Below are 16,315 nucleotides of genomic sequence, written 5' to 3'. Positions count from 1 at the left end.
CGTTAGCGTGCTGGGTCCGCAGAAAAGGCTCTTCGCAGATTGCCGGGGTAGGGTTCGGTTCGACCCGAAGCGGACGGTCGCGTTGCTCCAAATCGGCCGTTCCACCGATATGCTGTTCCTGGCATCCCCGACACGGGTTGTCGCTACTGACCTGGTGATGCGATTATTTTGCGCCCATACGTGTCCTGGCCCGTCAATCTGTTCGCTTCTTTCAGCACGTTTTCAAGCGTGGCAAACGCGGGACCGACGTCCAACTTCCGTACCGCCAGGTCCATGCAATTCGACCTTGGCTGCTCAGTCAAATCGTGTAGCGCCGCAATGACTTCACGGTCACACGGAGACTCTGCCAACGCCATGCGGCCAATCAAGAGCGCCTCGTGATACGCCGCGGCACGAAGCTTCTCGCGTATGCGATCTGAGTCTGAACTCAAGATAATTTGCCCCCGTCAGTGCGAATTCAGCGATTCTCAGCGATCTTGACGTCGATGTCGACCGGCCGCTCCTGGCCGACTGCTGCGCGCACAGTGCGGACGGCGACCCGAACTGGCCACGTAGTTTAGCGACAGGGCACGCCGCGCTCAGAGGAAGTTCCTGATTAGCATCGTGACCCACCACCAGGCACCGCCGCAGCCGGCGGCCCGGCAGCGCGCATCGGGATCCGCCAGAAGGCGGCCATTGGCGTCGCTCACCGAACTTGAGTTGCTCAGGAAGTACGCCACGCTGTCTTGCAAGGGATCGAGCCCGTCCTCAGGGATATCTATCCACAGGCCGTTTTCGGTGTTCAAGCGGGCCGACAGCGAATCGAAATTGAAACTGCCAAGATAATATCGATGGCCGTCGATGAGGACCAGCTTGGCGTGCATCATGCGGTTCTCTCGGTCGGAATATTCGCGCACCTCGATCCCGGCATTCACCAAGCCGGGCAGATCGTCGGCATAGGCGCGTCCGACTGCGGGGAATTCCTGCGTGATGCTCGCCAGCGAGGCGCTCACCAGGATCACGTGGACACCTTCGCGCCGCTTGCGCTCAAGCGCCTCGCGCAGTTCCGGCACCAGGATCAGGTAGGGGTTGACGATCAGGATTTCGTGCTGCGCCGTATCGAATGCTTCTAGCATGTCCTGCAACGTGCCTGGCGAGCGCTTGTCGGGCCAGTCGTGAACATAGTGCAGGCGCTCGCAGGCGATCGGCATCCAGGCGGGATCAAAATACGCCCCGGGAGCGGGCGGAGTGGCGGGACCATTGGGCGTATCGGAGGCAGTGGGTGTATCGGTAGCGGCCAGGTCTGTCGCTTGGGCAGCAGCATCGAGCGGAGCCTGCAGCCATTCGCGCCAGTAGTGGATGCGCGCCGGGTCCAGCGTCGGATAACCCTGCGAGTCTCGATAAGGACTTTCGACTTTGAGGAATTTTTCCGGCTCGGGGCGAACCACTTCCGGGCTATTCCAGAACAAGGCGAAATGCTGGTACATGGCGTGCAGGGAGGAAGCCTCCTGGCCGGCGTCGCCCGACACCATCAGATCGCGCTCGCTGAGCCAGTTGCGGAAGCTCTCATCCCAGATCGAGGTGCTGCCGATCACGGCCGTGTCGCCAACCAGGAACAGTTTGTCGTGCATGCGATGCGAAATCTCGACGAGATCGGATCGTGGATGGAAGATTCGGAGTTCAATGCCGGGCGCCACCTCGTGCAGGGCGACGATGAGCTCGTCCTCGAACGGGTAGTGCGGCTCGGGGCCGATGCCGTCGATCAGCAGCTTGACCGGCACGCCTCGGCGCGCAGCCTCGACCAGATGACGCAAAAGCAGGCCGCCGGTCTGATCGATTTTGAAGATATAGGCGAGGATGCGGATCTGTTCGGTAGGCGTGGCACGGTCGACCAGCGCAATCCGCGACTGCATCAACTGACCGTCGTCAAGACTGGCGACCAGGTCGACACATTGCGCGTGACCTTGCTGAGAAGAGGCAAACACGCATGCCAGAACGAGCGCCAGGCTTCTTGTTGCGGTCATGATGTGGCGAACGGGTTCGATGTGTCTCCGGCCCTATGTCTTTGAAGGTCTGGAAGGCTTTGTCGCGTAAGCGCGGTCAAGTCGCTCGCTGTTACTTCGGGAAGGTGAACAGAACGGCGAGCCCGATCCGGCGACTTCAACCATTTCGCATGCGTGCAACTAATGCGACCAAGCGAGCACTCATTTCCTTGGCCGGCAAGTGCGCGAGCCAGCCGTGACCAGGAAGCAGCCATTCGAAACGATACACGGCCAGCTTGCTGAGCGATTCGGTGAGCTCGGTCCATGAGTACCAGCACGCGTCCCTGAATGCCACGAGGTCCTGCTCGCGTGGGCTCCAGGCAAGCGAATCACCCGAGCAGAGAATGCGATCGTCGAGGAGATAGACGACGCTACCCCGAGTGTGACCGGGCACGGGGACTGCCTGAACGCCGGCCGCAATGGTCGGCGCCGACACGTCGTCGAGAAGATCCGTTGCATAGGGGGCAGCCGAGCGGTCCTCCCGGTGAATCCAGACGCGCGCGCCGAATCGACGCGCGTATTTGTCCGCGTCTGCGACGTCGTCACGATGCGACAAAAGAATGTGTGCGATGCCACCGGCGTCGTCGAACCATTTGACGAGCTCTGCCACATAGCGCGGTGAGTCGATCAGCAGATTGCCGTCCGCACGCGAGGCAAAATAAGAATGTGCGCCAAACGATGAGCGTGAGTTGAATCCGCAGCGCCACACGCCCGATGTGATCTGCTGTGGAAAGATCACCGCGTTCGGACGAAGCTGCTTCGTTTCGCTGCGTACTGATGCTGTCGGGCATACGAACGCCGCACGCCAGGCAGCAAGCTGCTCTTCCGGCGTGCCGGGCTGCCGAACGAAGATGCTTTTGTCGTTTCGCTCGACGATCAGCCCGGGTGCGACATGACGCGATGCACCGCAATTGATGCACGCTGTGTCGATATACCACTCTCCAGGCGCGGAGTTGGTATTGCGTGGTGGTTTCATTCGATGCTCGGGTCCTGACAACGCATGGCAACCTCACAGTCCCATCATAGACCTTTCAACCACCAATACGCGACCGGAGCAACGGGACGTAGTCGGAGCCACCAGCTTCGTAGCGCTTCACCTCTTGACTAACCGTCATTGCACGGAATTTGGGCCGCCGGCGAAGGCGCCAGATCGACCCACTGCCGTCGTTTGATCATCTGCTGCCTGGATGACTCCTCTCGAGGGTACAGCGGCCATTGCCATAACGCTGCGGTCGTTGGACCATCCAGACGCCTTTCACACCTTACCTGTAGTCATTCCCCAGTGATTCGGTTAACGCATATCGGGTCTTTACCCATGCCCTTTGGAGTGGTTGCCGACTTCCTGTCGTATCCATTCGCGCAAGAATGACATGACCGTCGCCGACGGGGGTACCGGGAAGTGCCATGCCCGTCACTGATTCACGGCACCCACCATCGGGCTACTGTCCTATCGATATTCCGACTCACTGTCGGTTCGCTGAGGGATCACATCATGAACAAGCTCACTGCCACCATTCTCGCCAGCTGCTTCTCGTTCGCGACCGCGGGCGCCTTCGCTGATGATAGTGTACCAACCGACGCGACTGCCAACGACGCGCCGAGTCAGGAGATAACCGCAAAGAGCGCAACAGAATCAGACGCGATGAGCGCCGACAGCGCGGCCAAAGACGGGATGAAAGAAGATGCGATGAACCATGACGGCATGGCCGGAGATGAAACAAAGAATGCCGAGGTGAAGGAGTAGTGTCGATACGAAGTGATCCGCTGATGCCAGACCAGAAGACGCTCCCCGGAAGCGCTCCACGGATCACCCTCACCAAGCACCCGCGCAGTAGTCAGGCCCTTTAAAGCCTTGACGGTTTCGGAACGTCCGTTGCCTGCTGGAGAGCCGACGTATGAATATCAGCGTGAGAACGGTGGCCGGCGTCGGCAATTGGCCGACTGCTATCCGAACAGACTGAAATCTAACGGGATAGGCGCATGCCGCACGTACTGAGTTTGAGTTCGTGCGGCTGCTTTTGGGCGCTCCTCCGTCCGCGCGAAACCGGCCAGGAAGCGACGTTAGAGCAAAAAACATAGTCGGCTGCTTCTCAAGCCTTAACGAACGTTCACGCACTCCCAATCGGGCTCTGCTCGATCTTCGGTTCAGTTGAAGTCTTTGTAGATTTATCGACTCGCGCCTGTTTTCCTGGACTCCATCCACCAACACAGTTCGACGCCACGAATTGCGCGAGATACGACTTAGGGTCTCTCCACCAACGAGCGCCAACTACAGCAGCGAAGTTGTCGACACCATCCCGCTGACGCGACAGGCGTCGCTTATCGTGGCTATGCGACAGACCATCTGCGGATAGCGAAGGGATTGAGCGGGCGAGTGCAGCACGGCGAGTTCGCCGGCTCGCCGTCCCGACTCTGCTACCAGCATTCCTGCGCTTGCTCAGGTAACTGGCACGAACTCTCCTTCGGCGAAGAACCACGCCGACATCGTGCGTGCCAGTTCGAGCACGACCTCCGCGTCGGTCCGGCCGGAGGACGCGCGCACGTGGAACGAATGATCTGCGTCGTCCACCACGTGCAGCGTGGCGCGTGGCCCCAGCGTCTCGACGACCGACCTCAGCAGGTGAAGCTCGGCCAGCTTGTCGCGCGTGCCCTGCAGGAAGAGAATCGGCACCGTGACGTCCGCCAGGTGCCGTGCCCGCTCCACGCCGGGCGCGCCCGCCGGGTGCAGCGGGAATGCGACGAAAGCGAGGCCACGCACGCCATCGAGCGGGGAGATGGCTTGGGCCTGGGACGTCATGCGGCCGCCGAACGACCTGCCGCCCGCGAAGAGCGGCAGGGCTGGCAGCCGCCGGCGGGCCTCTGCGACTGCTGCCTGCACGGCAGCATGTGCCACGGCCGGCGAGTCCACCCGCCTGGAGCCCCGCTCCATGTACGGAAACTGGTAGCGCAATGTGGCGACATCGGCCGCCGCAAGCGCGTCGGCCAATGACGACATGCCGGCATGCTGCATGCCGGCCCCGGCACCGTGCGCGAAGACATACAGGGCTCGCGCGTCCTCCGGCACCTGGAGGAGCGCAGAGACCTTAGTGCCGTCGGGCAGTGCCAGGGAAAGCGATTCTGGGTCGTCCATCGTATTCAGGTCGTGTCGTTGTGGCCATTGCGCCGATTCTGCATCAATGAGGCATCGGGGAGCGTTTGTGGCGGCGTCCGGCAAGGCATTGCGCAGGCGGAGTTTGCCGGCCGATCCATGGAGCGCGCGCCCGTCGTGAGCGGCGCCGCAGTCGCGATATGTCGGTTGACGACCGCAAGCCCGACGGCGTAATTGCACGCCTGCATCATTGTCAGCGAACTGTTACGACACTGCAATCAGCGTCAAAGGAAGTTTTCGAAGGGCAGTTCATTTAGCTGACTCTCTGGAAGACCAGGTCCGGCTGCAGAAAGTTCTGAGTCGGCCATAAGCGGTCGGTCGCCGTAGTAATGGATATGGACAAGGCTGGCGTGACAACGACTTCGCTGATGCACGGGAGCCGCCTCTCGGCGCGGTGTCGTATCACTGCCTAACAACAATCGGGGATGCCATGAACTTACGGCAAGTTCAATGCAGCGTTGTGCTGTGTCTATCAGCAGCCCTCGCATCTGGCCCATGCGTGGCAGCCATAACGGAATTCCAGCCGCACGTTGAGGCCCCGCAAAACAGGTTCATTGGCAAGCCCGAAATCAACCCTTCTCTTCAGCACGTTCTCGTCATTCGCGGCCGAAAACCTGCCGACCTGGAGATATGGTCTGGAGTCGCGTACGGGACGACAAATCGGAAGTGCGAGTCTCAAACAATGGTCGGTTGCATCTTTGGCGCACCAGAAGTCGCGCAGGACATTGTTGACTGGGTGCGAGTGCCGATGGAGGATCGAGACTTTTCAGTCCGCTTCTTTCTTGACCAATACGAACCGGGCAAGTGCCTATGGCAGCCCTTTGCAACCTACAAGGTGAAATGTCCAGGATCTTCGCTAAGCCGCAGCCCCTCCTTATGCAAAGTTTGCATATGTCCATGCCGACACAGCATTAGACGAGCACGTCGGGCCACTTCATCATCGCGTCTCCGCAGCAATTGCGGTTGCCTCTACATCCCAGTGGTCACAAGGCATTACAACAAGGACATGCGTTTTCAGGGCCGGCCAGCCGTGTAGACAGGCTCGGTACGGTACATGGATGCCGTACTCCCGGTATGGCTCGCTCGCGCTGTTCATCACGTAGGAGACAATGTGAAGCAATCGATACAACGGAACATCGGCCCGTTCGCGCTGATGTTCACCGGCCTCGGATCGATCATCGGTTCGGGCTGGCTGTTCGGCGCGTGGAAGGCGGCGAAAATTGCAGGTCCGGCGGCGGTTTGCGCCTGGATCATCGGCGCCGTGGTCATTCTGGCCATCGCGCTCACCTACGCCGAACTCGGTGCGATGTTCCCGGAGTCGGGCGGTATGGTCCGCTACGCCCGCTACTCGCACGGCGCACTGGTGGGCTTCATCAGCGCGTGGGCAAACTGGATCGCCATTGTCTCGGTGATCCCGATCGAAGCCGAAGCCTCGATCCAGTACATGAGCACCTGGCCCTATGAGTGGGCGCACGCGCTCTTCGTCGACGGGTCATTGACGCATTCAGGGCTCGGGCTCTCCGCGATTCTCGTGATCATCTACTTCATGCTCAACTACTGGGGCGTGAAGCTGTTCGCGCGTGCCAACAGCGCGATCACGATCTTCAAGTTCATCATCCCGGGTCTGACGATCATCGGCCTGATGGCGGGTAGCTTCCACCAGGAAAACTTCGGCCAGACGACCTCGTTCGCCCCGTATGGCTGGTCGGCGGTGTTCACGGCGGTTGCCACGAGCGGCATCGTGTTCGCGTTCAACGGCTTCCAGAGCCCGATCAACCTCGCGGGTGAAGCGCGCAATCCGGCCAAGAGCGTGCCGTTCGCAGTGATCGGCTCGATCCTCTGCGCACTCGTGATCTACGTGCTGCTGCAGGTCGCCTATATCGGCGCGGTCAATCCGGCCGACGTTGCGAAGGGCTGGAACACGTTCAACTTCAAGTCGCCGTTCGCGGAACTCGCGATCGCGCTGAACCTGAACTGGCTCGCGATCCTGCTGTACGTCGACGCATTCGTGAGCCCGAGCGGCACCGGTACGACCTACATGGCGACGACCTCGCGCATGATCTACGCGATGGAGCGCAACAACACGATGCCGAAGATGTTCGGCAACGTGCACCCGTTCTACGGCGTGCCGCGCAACGCGATGTGGTTCAACCTGCTCGTCTCGTTTATCTTCATGTTCTTCTTCCGCGGCTGGAGTTCGCTCGCGGCGGTGATCTCGGTGGCGACGGTGATTTCGTACCTCACGGGTCCGATCAGCCTGATGGCGCTCAAGCGCGCCGCCACGGACATCGAGCGCCCGCTCTCCGTGCCGTTCATGAAGGTGATCGCGCCGTTCGCATTCGTCTGCGCATCGATGATCCTGTACTGGGCGAAGTGGCCGCTGACCGGCGAAATCATTCTGCTGATGGTCGTCGCGCTGCCGGTGTACTTCTACTTCCAGAGCAAGCAGGGTTTTGAAGGCTGGGGCCAGGATCTGAAGGCCGCATGGTGGCTGTGCGCGTACCTGCCGATCATGGCGCTCCTCTCGCTCGTCGGCAGCAAGCAGTTCGGCGGCGCCGGTCTGCTTCCGTACGGCTGGGACATGCTGGTCGTCGCGCTGGTCTCGCTGGTGTTCTATTACTGGGGCGTGAATTCGGGCTACCGCTCGCCGTACCTCGCGGAACGCCAGGAGCACGACGAAGTCCTCGAAGGCATCGCAGTCCATTGAATGTCGATCGCCTGTCATGCGCGCCGTGGTCATCGCCAGCAGAGATATCTCTGCTGGCGCTCGGAAATGCATTACCGGCTGCGAAGACGCGGGAGCATTGCAGGGGGCGGCGTCCATTGCATGGTCGAACGCTTTGACGCTGGCACAGCTCGAAGATCGGAGGAGGAAAAGGCGCGTCACGCGGGTGGGCATGACGCGCGAAGAACTTCCCTGGGGCGTGTATCAAGCGCCAGGAAATACCGATCTCGACCAGGCACGTAAGTCCGTCTTCCAGACCTGACGAGCACTCTCGCGGCGTCGCTCGGTAGTCAAAGTCTACCCATCGTCGGCATGGGACGGACAGTAAGGATTTCCTGAAAATGTTGTAGGCATCCGGCGACCGAGTCTGTTTTGCCGGCCGGTTACTCCCGGATGGCCGGAGGTAGTCGACCGGTAGTCTCTCAAGCAAGCGAAGGACGGTTTGAATGAGAACCGTCGCGGAAGGTAGTCGTGGCGATGGGTGCTCTGATCGTTGGATCAGGCCTGAAGTTGGCAACAGAAAAGATGTTGCGAAGTACGGCGGCGTCCGGGCATCACTGGATGAAACGTCGTAGCTCCAACGTGGACGGGCGGCCGAAGATGTCCTCGGGCGGTCCGCTTTCCCGTACGCGGCCTTCGTGCATGAACACCACGTTGTCACTGACCGCGCGCGCGAAGCGCATTTCGTGGGTAACCATGATGAGAGTCATGTTCTCGCGCGCGAGGCTTTCCACGACGCCCAACACCTCGCCCACCAGTTCGGGGTCGAGCGCGGATGTGATTTCGTCGCAGAGGAGTACGCTCGGCTTCATGGCGAGTGCGCGCGCAATGGCGACGCGCTGCTGCTGTCCACCCGAGAGTTGATTGGGATATGCGTCGAATTTGTCGCCCAGACCAACGCGCTCCAGCATTTGATGAGCGATGGCGCGCGCTTCCTTGCGCGGCGCCTTCTTGACAACCGTCTGCGCGAGCATCACGTTTTCGCTGGCGGTGAGATGCGGAAACAGGTTGTATTGCTGAAAGACCATGCCGACCTTCAGCCGCAGTGCGCGCAGGTCCGCGTGCCGCGCATCGACGTGTGCGCCGTCGATTTCGATCGATCCCGCGTCGATACTTTCGAGCCCGTTCAGCGCCCGCAGCAATGTGCTCTTGCCGGAGCCGCTGCGCCCGATGATGCTGACGACCTGGCCGCGTTCGACCGTAATGTCGATTCCCTTCAGTACATGATGGGCGCCGAACTGCTTTTCGACACCCTCGGTCTTAACAAGCGGCATGCCATTTCCTTTGCAGGGCCCGGGCATACCGCGTAAGCGGGTAGCACAGGGCGAAATAGACCAGCGCAACGAGTCCGTAGACGAGAAACGGGCGAAACGTCGCGTTCGAAATTTGGGTGCCAGCCTTCGTGAGTTCGGCGAAGCCGATAATCGACACGAGCGCCGTATCCTTGATGGCCTGCACACCGAAACCCACGGTGGGACCGATGGCGATACGCGCGGCTTGCGGCAGGATCACGTGACGTAACTGCTCGAAATAGTTCATGGCGAGACTGGCGGATGCTTCCCATTGACCTTTGGGCACCGCTTCCACACAGCCGCGCCAGATCTCTGCCAGGTAGGCACTGGTGAAGAAGGTGAGGCCAAGCGTGGCCGCCATCCAGGCCGAGACGTCGACACCTAGCAGCGGCAGGCCGAAGTACACGATAAACAGTTGCAGCAGCAACGGCGTGCCCTGGAACACTTCGATATAGACACGCACGAGCGCGCGCAGCACGCGCGAGCTCGACACGCGCATCAGGAGAAGCAGCAAACCGACCATGCCACCGGTAACGAACGAAACGAGTGAGAGCAGGACAGTCCATCGCGCGGCCAGGAGCAATCCTGCGACGATCTGCGCGAATGTGAACTCGATCATCGCGCACCTCGCATGTTGCGCGTGAACAGTCGTCGGCCGGCGGCGGTGAGCGCGGCGCGCAGGAGTAGCGCCATCGCAAGATAGATCCCGGCGATGAGGAAATACGTTTCGAAAGCGCGGAAATTGCGCGACTGCACGTAGCTAGCCGCATACGTGAGATCCGCGACCGAGATCTGCGAGACGACGGCCGAGCCAAGCATCGTGATGACGATCTGGCTCGCCAGCGCCGGGAACACCTTCGCGAATGCTTGTGGAAGCAGCACGTGCACAAACGTTTCGCGGCGCGACATCGCGAGTGCCGCAGCGGCCTCGTGATGTCCGCGCGGCACCGCTTCAATGCCTGCGCGCAGGATTTCCACGGCGTACGCACCGAGGTTCAGCGTCATGGCGAGCACGGCAGCGGTGTATTCGCCGATGTGCACGCCAAGGGCGGGCAGACCGAAGAACACGAAGAAAAGCTGGACGAGAAACGGCGTGTTGCGAATCGCCTCCACGTAGGCGTGAACGACTGCGCGCGGCGTCGCGCGGGGGCTCTGATAGGCGGCGGCGCCCGCAACGCCGAGGCTGATGCCCAGCAGCGTTGAACTCGCCGTGAGCGCAAGCGTGACTGCGGCGCCGCTCGCGAACATGGTGGCATAGGCGGCGAGGTCGCCGAACTGAAGCTGATAGCTCATGAGGAAATGAGGGTTGCGTAGCGGAAATTGCCAGCCGCGCGTGGCGGCAACGCGGGCGTCACAGATTGGCGGGCAACGGTTGACCGAACCACTTTTTCGACATCGCCTGGAGTGAACCGTCTTTCTTCGCTTGCTCGATGGTCGTGTTGACCCTGGTGAGCAGTTGCGGCTCGTTCTTGTTGAGGCCCACGAAACACGGCGAGTCCTTGATGACGAACTTCATCTGCGGTTCGCGCGGCGGGTGTTTTGCGAGGATCGCCGCGGCGACGATGTTGCCCGCCGCGATCAACTGCACCTGGCCCGAGAGAAAGGCCTGAATGGTCGCGTTGTTGTCGTCGAAGCGTCGGATGGTGGCGTTGGGCGCCATGTTGGTGAGCGCGACTTCTTCGAGTGCGCCGCGCGTAGCGCCGACCGTTTTGCCAGTCAGGTCCGCCGCCGTGTTGACCTTGATGTCGGCTGGCCCGAAAACGCCCTGGAAGTACGGAGCATAGGCCTGCGAAAAATCGATGACCTTCTCGCGCTCCGGCGTTCTGCCGAGCGAGGAGATCACGAGGTCGACCTTGTCGGTCTGCAGGTAGGGAATCCGGTTCGCGCTGTTGACGGGCACGAGTTGAAGCTTGACCTTCATCGATTTTGCGAGCAGTGCCGCCATGTCGATGTCATAGCCTTGCGGCTGCATGTCGGGACCGATAGCGCCAAACGGAGGATAGTCCTCCGGGACGGCTACGCGCAGCGTGCCGCGCTTGGCGATGGCGTCGAGCGCATCGGCGTTGGCGGCCTGTACCGTAACGAGGGCCAAGGCTGGCACTGCCAGCAGCGCAGCGAGCCAGCAGCGACGGTGAAATGAATTGGACTTGTATTCCATGCTGGATTTCCGAGGAGATTTGCCGCTCGCCATGGGTATCAAGCGCGAGCGTGCCATGCTCCAAGCAAGGACCGCGCCAATGCCGGCGCGCCAAGCCCGTGATCCTCCAGGCAGATGAAATGACTGCGCCAGTTTTGGCTCGATGTCGGGGATATTCACCAGATCGGTGCGTGCTGGTTTCTGCGGGGAATGCATCACGAGCACGCAGGTGCGTTTCGCGCGACGCCACGCGGGTAGTCCCGATTTGCCTACCGCAAATTCAGGAAAACCTGACAGCTGTCCCGTTTCAGTCATTGCGGCGAAACACCGTAAACATGGTGGTATCACCGGCTACGAAACAAGTCGCAACGGCGAACCACGTGAGCGCCGGCCGCGCGAACTATCAGGAAGTCAGCATGCACAGCTTCACACAAAGCATCAAATTCAAGATCGTTCTTGCATTCAGCGTATGTCTGGTACTCATCGCTGCAATGGGTGCCTTTGGTCAGTTTGGGCTTTCGCGGCTGAATTCGAATGTAAGCGATTCCTATGAGGGAAATCTGCTTCCGATTCTTGATCTCGCGGACATGCGAGCCGCACTGCTCGAAATGCGCCTTCAGGTTCGTCGCGCCCAGTCTCTTCACGATGTAGCACAGACGAAAGCCAGCATCGGCAGGATTCGCGCGGCTCAGGATCGCCTCAGCAAGGGCTGGAGCGACTACTACCCAAACCGCGTCTCCAGTGACAAGGAGCGCGAAATCGCCGACACCATCAAGAATTGGTTGCCGCAGTTCGAGGCGGGCATAGATGCGGAGGTCTCGGCGCTGGAAGCTGGCAACTACGACGCCGTATCGACACTCGTTGACAAGTATGGCGAAGTGGCCAATGCGACCAGCAAATCGCTCGACGACGACGTTGCCGAAAATCGGCGCCAGGCAAAGCAGTCTGTCGACGACAGCGAAGGCACTTTTGGCACGATTCGCTGGGTATCCATTGCGCTGATTGGCCTCGGTCTCGTAGGTGCCACGGGAGCCATGTTCTATCTTTCCCGGGCTGTTACGAAGCCGCTCGGCGAAGCGGTGGGCATCGCGAACCGGATCGCCGTCGGCGAACTCGAAAACCGCATCACGGTGCGCACACGCGACGAATTTGGCCAACTGCTCGAAGCGTTGAATAAAATGGACCAGCAGTTGAGCGACACCGTGCGGGGCATCAAGTCGGGCGCCGAGTCGGTCACCGTGGCAGCGCAGGAAATTGCCGCCGGCAACACCGACCTGTCGGCCCGCACCGAAGAGCAGGCGGCGTCGCTCGAAGAAACAGCATCAAGCATGACTGAGTTGACCGAAACCGTGAAGCAGAACGCCGAGAACGCCCGGCAAGCCAATGCGCTTGCAACCCGAGCCACCGATATGGCCGATTCAGGCAACGAAGCCGTACAGGGTATGGTCGGCACGATCGAGCGGATCAGCGGCAGTTCGACGAAGATTTCGGAGATCACCGGCGTGATCGAGGGCATCGCGTTTCAGACCAACATTCTCGCGCTCAATGCCGCAGTGGAGGCAGCGCGGGCGGGTGAACAGGGTCGGGGATTCGCGGTGGTCGCCAGTGAGGTTCGCAGCCTGGCACAGCGCTCCGCGGCGGCTGCAAAGGAGATCAAGGAACTGATCGGTTCGTCTGTGGCGATGATTCGGGACGGGGCGCAGCAGGCGGGCGACGTGGGTGCGACGATGGGTGAGGTCAAGCAGGCGATCAAGCAGGTGTCCGACATCGTGGGCGAAATTGCGGCGGCATCTGAAGAGCAGAGCCGCGGCATCGAGCAAGTCAATCAGGCCGTCATGCAGATGGACGACGTGACCCAGCAAAACGCCGCGCTCGTTGAAGAGGCCGCGGCAGCGGCGCATTCGCTCGAAGAGCAGGCAATGAGTCTTACGGGTACGGTTGCGGTGTTCAGGCTTGCCGACGCAGGTGCACCGAATTCGCGCGTACGTATGCCACAGGGTCAGACGCGCACGACCGCAACCCATGCAAAGTCGCGAGTGACAAGCCCGGGGGGCAAGCCGGTCGGGAAACCACCCGTTAGCCATGCTGATCATATCCCTGCGGCTGCCGCGGGCTCTGTCCGCGAAGACTGGGAAGTGTTCTGATGCCCGGGCTCGGTGCTGCGCTTCAGATGGAGGGCGTTGAGAACCATCTGGCACTGGCAGACGAAGGCCACCGCGTCAATTGTGTTGTCGCCGGCACGGCAATACGCTCGGGCGCCGAAGGCCCTGAATGTGCAAAATTCAGGGCTTTCCCGTTTCCGTAAGCCAGAAGGGCCTCAGGTGTGCCGCTTCTCGAGGATCAGGATGATATGCAATGAGTCCGTGCGAAACGAAAGCACGCGCTCGTCGACCCTGAACCTCTCTACACTACCGCCAAACTCCAGTTCGATCAGGTCGCCGCCTTGCGGAAATGGATCGCCTGTCTCGTGCACAGCAAGGATGTTCGGACCGTCATATTGCGCAGCGAGTGCTTCGTCGGAGAATTCGATTTCGATGATCACTTTCATGTGCGCCTCTCTGGGGTGAGGGTTGACGAGATCAGAAACATGATTTTCCCACCGACGGCGGTTCACGGTCCGATGGCTGCACATGCCCATTGTGCCCACCCAGGCCAGGACCGCACGTCCGATATGTCTATTGAGAGGCTCGGGGTCCCGCCCCGAGCGCGCGAGCGCCGATGCAGGCTGGGCGCAAAGCCGTAAGAGCCGCTCGTGGCACGAGCGGGGGGGCGGCGGCGCCGGGGTACGTCTGCGCGAGCCGCCCTCGAGTGTGACCGCTGCTGCCAGCTATCGCTGCCCTTGCTGCCGGTTCTCGCCGCTTGCGCGTTGCTGCCTCCCGGCGTGAACCGTTCGGTGTAGATCATATGCCCGGAGCAGCGTGTCGCAGACGGCGTAGGCTACCGATCAGGATGTACGGCAAGGCGGATATCGTCCGTTTGCATTCGCGCGACCAAAGCGCGAGCGATAGTCGATTTTCCGGCCCCTGACATACCAGTGAGCCAGACCACGGCTCCCTTGCGCATTGCCACATCCACTGCTGCTTTCTCCAGGTCCATAGCCTATTTGACGGGCGTCGCGCCGCTCTCTTTAGTCCCTAATAGTGCAATACATTGTTGTGACCGACGCGCGCTTACGCCCCGGTGCTTGCTTCGGCGAACAAATCAGTGGTGAACAATGAGAAGAAGACGCTTGCCTTCAATATTCATCGTCTGGCTTTACGAGAGGCTCGGGAGAAGGGCTGGCGCAAAGCGCGAGCCTCGCGCGCGGAGGGGTGCAGGTTCGCTGCCAGGGAACGAGTGAGCCGGGAAAGGGACTCGCGGCTCAAGCACACCGCCGACGAGTATGTCTTTAATCAGTGGCGCCCTGCAACTGGAACGTGTTGACGACGTCGCGCAGCATCTGCGCCTGTTCCTGCATGGACTGTGCGGCAGCGGCTGCCTGTTCGACCATTGCCGCGTTTTGCTGCGTGGTTTGGTCCATCTGGGCAATGGCAATGTTGACCTGCTCGATACCGCGACTCTGCTCGTCGGAGGCGGCCGAGATTTCGCTGATGATGTCATTGACGCGCCTGACTGCCTCGACGAGCGAAAGCATCGTTCCGCCTGCCTGCTCGACGAGCGCCTTGCCCTGGCCGACCCGATCGACCGAGTCTTCGATCAGGCTCTTGATCTCTTTCGCCGCATCCGCGCTGCGCCGCGCGAGATTGCGCACTTCGCCCGCGACCACGGCGAATCCGCGTCCTTCTTCTCCGGCGCGCGCCGCTTCGACCGCTGCGTTCAACGCGAGAATATTGGTTTGGAATGCGATGCTTTCGATCACCGAGATGATATCGACGACGCGCGCCGAACTCTGCGCGATGCTCTGCATGTTTGCGACGACGCGCTGGACGACCTCTCCGCCTTCGCCCGCGAGTTGCGTCGCGCTGCGCGCCATCTGGTTCGCCTGCAATGCGTTGTCCGCGTTCTGCTTCACGGTGGCGGTCAGCTGCTCCATGCTCGCGGCGGTCTCGCCGAGCGACGACGCCTGTTCTTCGGTTCGTGCGGAAAGATCGAGATTGCCTGAAGCGATTTGCCCCGCAGCGACCGTGATTGTTTCAGTGCCGCCCCGAATTCGCCGGATCGCGTCAGCCAGCCGGGTCTGCATGCGCTGCATCGCGAACAGCATGCTTGCCTGGTCGTCTCGGCTCAGCGTTACGGGACGCGAAAGATCTCCGTCTGCGATGGTTTCTGCCACGAGCGCGGCATACGACGGTTCACCGCCAAGACTGCGCTTCACGTTGCGGATAATCAGCACGAGCGCAAGCGTGCTCACACTCCCGATCGCAAGAATGGTGACCAGATAATGCAGGAGATTGGCGCGGAAGGCGTCGTCGATATCGTTCACATAGACGCCCGAGATCAGGTACCAGTCCCAGGCATCGAAGCGCTTGACGAAGCTGATCTTCGGGACGTGTTCGGTTTTGCCAGGCAGTCGCGCCATGTAGTCGACGTAGCCTTCGCCTTGCGACTGCGCGAGCTTCACCATTTCGACGAACAGGAGCTTCCCGTCCGTATCCGCGTAGGTGGAGACATCCTTGTTGCGCAGGTCCGGGAGCGTGGGGTGCATGATGACGACCGGCGCCGCGGTCGTGATGATCATGTAGCCATTGCCCGGATAGCGCATCGCCGAGAGTCGCGCCATCGCCTGGTGCTTCGCCTGGTCGAGCGTCAGTTCGTGCTGATCGACGAGCTTCGCGTAGTCAGCTACGATGCCATACGCGCTGTCGACGACGTTCTGCACTGCCGCCTTACGCTCCGAAAGCATGGTTGAACGAGACTGCCAGGCGGCCCAGCCGCCGAGACCCACCAGGCCAAGCCAGGTAATCAAAAGTGCGAGCCACAGTTTGGTGTTCAGGCTAAATCGGTTCACGCCGCCATCTCCATCGCTGGCCGCCCGGCGGCGCACGTGCCGTG

The 16,315-nt window shown here is 61.0% G+C and carries 14 protein-coding genes; 4 read left to right on the top strand and 10 right to left on the bottom strand.

All coding sequences use genetic code 11. The features are described from left to right. Positions 1–578: 578 nt before the first annotated feature. Both AB4Y35_RS27650 and AB4Y35_RS27645 read right to left on the bottom strand, forming a co-directional pair. Entirely contained in the window at positions 579–2,003 is a 1,425-nt protein-coding gene (locus tag AB4Y35_RS27650; RefSeq protein WP_368706866.1) for a phosphatidylserine/phosphatidylglycerophosphate/cardiolipin synthase family protein, read from the bottom strand. A gap of 136 nt (positions 2,004–2,139) precedes the next feature. Then, complete coding sequence (locus tag AB4Y35_RS27645) at positions 2,140–2,997, bottom strand: MBL fold metallo-hydrolase (RefSeq protein WP_368706865.1); 858 nt, start codon at positions 2,995–2,997, stop codon at positions 2,140–2,142. Positions 2,998–3,513: 516 nt separating this feature from the next. Between AB4Y35_RS27645 and AB4Y35_RS27640 the strand changes: the two genes are divergently transcribed. Beyond that, positions 3,514–3,765 (top strand): pentapeptide MXKDX repeat protein, encoded by a 252-nt coding sequence (locus tag AB4Y35_RS27640; RefSeq protein WP_368706864.1) that lies wholly within the window; start codon positions 3,514–3,516, stop codon positions 3,763–3,765. Between the two features lie 693 nt (positions 3,766–4,458). Here the strand turns inward: AB4Y35_RS27640 and AB4Y35_RS27635 are convergent. Next, positions 4,459–5,151, bottom strand: coding sequence for an alpha/beta family hydrolase (locus AB4Y35_RS27635; protein WP_368691195.1), 693 nt, complete (start codon positions 5,149–5,151; stop codon positions 4,459–4,461). A 1,129-nt stretch (positions 5,152–6,280) separates the two neighbouring features. Here AB4Y35_RS27635 and AB4Y35_RS27630 point away from each other — a divergent pair. Both AB4Y35_RS27630 and AB4Y35_RS27625 read left to right on the top strand, forming a co-directional pair. Continuing rightward, positions 6,281–7,876 carry an APC family permease gene (locus AB4Y35_RS27630; RefSeq protein WP_368691196.1) on the top strand — a complete coding sequence of 532 codons (1,596 nt, stop codon included), beginning with the start codon at positions 6,281–6,283 and terminating at the stop codon, positions 7,874–7,876. A gap of 16 nt (positions 7,877–7,892) precedes the next feature. Beyond that, positions 7,893–8,156 carry a hypothetical protein gene (locus tag AB4Y35_RS27625; protein WP_368706863.1) on the top strand — a complete coding sequence of 88 codons (264 nt, stop codon included), beginning with the start codon at positions 7,893–7,895 and terminating at the stop codon, positions 8,154–8,156. A gap of 292 nt (positions 8,157–8,448) precedes the next feature. On the opposite strand, the gene AB4Y35_RS27620 is transcribed toward AB4Y35_RS27625, so the two are convergent. From AB4Y35_RS27620 to AB4Y35_RS27605, 4 genes are read right to left on the bottom strand one after another with little or no spacing between them, the layout of a single operon-like run. Continuing rightward, the gene (locus tag AB4Y35_RS27620) at positions 8,449–9,168 is read right to left on the bottom strand and encodes an amino acid ABC transporter ATP-binding protein (RefSeq protein ID WP_368706862.1); all 720 of its coding nucleotides are present in this window, start codon (positions 9,166–9,168) and stop codon (positions 8,449–8,451) included. Continuing rightward, positions 9,155–9,805 carry an amino acid ABC transporter permease gene (locus AB4Y35_RS27615; protein ID WP_368706861.1) on the bottom strand — a complete coding sequence of 217 codons (651 nt, stop codon included), beginning with the start codon at positions 9,803–9,805 and terminating at the stop codon, positions 9,155–9,157. Before AB4Y35_RS27615 ends, AB4Y35_RS27620 begins: the two co-directional genes overlap by 14 nt. Continuing rightward, entirely contained in the window at positions 9,802–10,479 is a 678-nt protein-coding gene (locus AB4Y35_RS27610; RefSeq protein WP_342923874.1) for an amino acid ABC transporter permease, read from the bottom strand. The genes AB4Y35_RS27615 and AB4Y35_RS27610 overlap by 4 nt, the downstream gene beginning before the upstream one ends. Before the next feature lie 58 nt (positions 10,480–10,537). Then, positions 10,538–11,344: a transporter substrate-binding domain-containing protein gene (locus AB4Y35_RS27605; RefSeq protein WP_368707215.1), complete on the bottom strand. Its 807-nt coding sequence runs from the start codon at positions 11,342–11,344 to the stop codon at positions 10,538–10,540. Positions 11,345–11,739: 395 nt separating this feature from the next. Between AB4Y35_RS27605 and AB4Y35_RS27600 the strand changes: the two genes are divergently transcribed. Beyond that, on the top strand, positions 11,740–13,467 hold the full coding sequence (locus AB4Y35_RS27600) for a methyl-accepting chemotaxis protein (RefSeq protein ID WP_368707214.1): 1,728 nt from the start codon (positions 11,740–11,742) through the stop codon (positions 13,465–13,467). A 173-nt stretch (positions 13,468–13,640) separates the two neighbouring features. On the opposite strand, the gene AB4Y35_RS27595 is transcribed toward AB4Y35_RS27600, so the two are convergent. The 3 genes from AB4Y35_RS27595 to AB4Y35_RS27585 form a co-directional block, all read right to left on the bottom strand. Beyond that, positions 13,641–13,871, bottom strand: a complete 231-nt coding sequence (locus AB4Y35_RS27595; protein ID WP_342923872.1) for a hypothetical protein — start codon at positions 13,869–13,871, stop codon at positions 13,641–13,643. 389 nt (positions 13,872–14,260) lie between these two features. Continuing rightward, positions 14,261–14,386: an adenylyl-sulfate kinase gene (locus tag AB4Y35_RS27590; RefSeq protein ID WP_368707213.1), complete on the bottom strand. Its 126-nt coding sequence runs from the start codon at positions 14,384–14,386 to the stop codon at positions 14,261–14,263. Positions 14,387–14,711: 325 nt separating this feature from the next. Next, positions 14,712–16,271, bottom strand: coding sequence for a methyl-accepting chemotaxis protein (locus AB4Y35_RS27585; protein WP_368706860.1), 1,560 nt, complete (start codon positions 16,269–16,271; stop codon positions 14,712–14,714). Positions 16,272–16,315: the final 44 nt, after the last annotated feature.

It is taken from the genome of Paraburkholderia sp. EG286A, from assembly GCF_040965375.1.
Lineage (GTDB): Bacteria > Pseudomonadota > Gammaproteobacteria > Burkholderiales > Burkholderiaceae > Paraburkholderia.
This window is presented reverse-complemented; position numbering and strand designations above follow the sequence as displayed.

What these genes read in the sequence shown, in the direction of transcription:
- AB4Y35_RS27650 (WP_368706866.1), bottom strand. Translation starts at nt 2,003, where the DNA reads ATGACCGCAACAAGAAGCCTGGCGCTCGTTCTGGCATGCGTGTTTGCC.
- AB4Y35_RS27645 (WP_368706865.1), bottom strand. Translation starts at nt 2,997, where the DNA reads ATGAAACCACCACGCAATACCAACTCCGCGCCTGGAGAGTGGTATATC.
- AB4Y35_RS27640 (WP_368706864.1), top strand. Translation starts at nt 3,514, where the DNA reads ATGAACAAGCTCACTGCCACCATTCTCGCCAGCTGCTTCTCGTTCGCG.
- AB4Y35_RS27635 (WP_368691195.1), bottom strand. Translation starts at nt 5,151, where the DNA reads ATGGACGACCCAGAATCGCTTTCCCTGGCACTGCCCGACGGCACTAAG.
- AB4Y35_RS27625 (WP_368706863.1), top strand. Translation starts at nt 7,893, where the DNA reads ATGCGCGCCGTGGTCATCGCCAGCAGAGATATCTCTGCTGGCGCTCGG.
- AB4Y35_RS27620 (WP_368706862.1), bottom strand. Translation starts at nt 9,168, where the DNA reads ATGCCGCTTGTTAAGACCGAGGGTGTCGAAAAGCAGTTCGGCGCCCAT.
- AB4Y35_RS27615 (WP_368706861.1), bottom strand. Translation starts at nt 9,805, where the DNA reads ATGATCGAGTTCACATTCGCGCAGATCGTCGCAGGATTGCTCCTGGCC.
- AB4Y35_RS27610 (WP_342923874.1), bottom strand. Translation starts at nt 10,479, where the DNA reads ATGAGCTATCAGCTTCAGTTCGGCGACCTCGCCGCCTATGCCACCATG.
- AB4Y35_RS27605 (WP_368707215.1), bottom strand. Translation starts at nt 11,344, where the DNA reads ATGGAATACAAGTCCAATTCATTTCACCGTCGCTGCTGGCTCGCTGCG.
- AB4Y35_RS27600 (WP_368707214.1), top strand. Translation starts at nt 11,740, where the DNA reads ATGCACAGCTTCACACAAAGCATCAAATTCAAGATCGTTCTTGCATTC.
- AB4Y35_RS27595 (WP_342923872.1), bottom strand. Translation starts at nt 13,871, where the DNA reads ATGAAAGTGATCATCGAAATCGAATTCTCCGACGAAGCACTCGCTGCG.
- AB4Y35_RS27590 (WP_368707213.1), bottom strand. Translation starts at nt 14,386, where the DNA reads ATGCGCAAGGGAGCCGTGGTCTGGCTCACTGGTATGTCAGGGGCCGGA.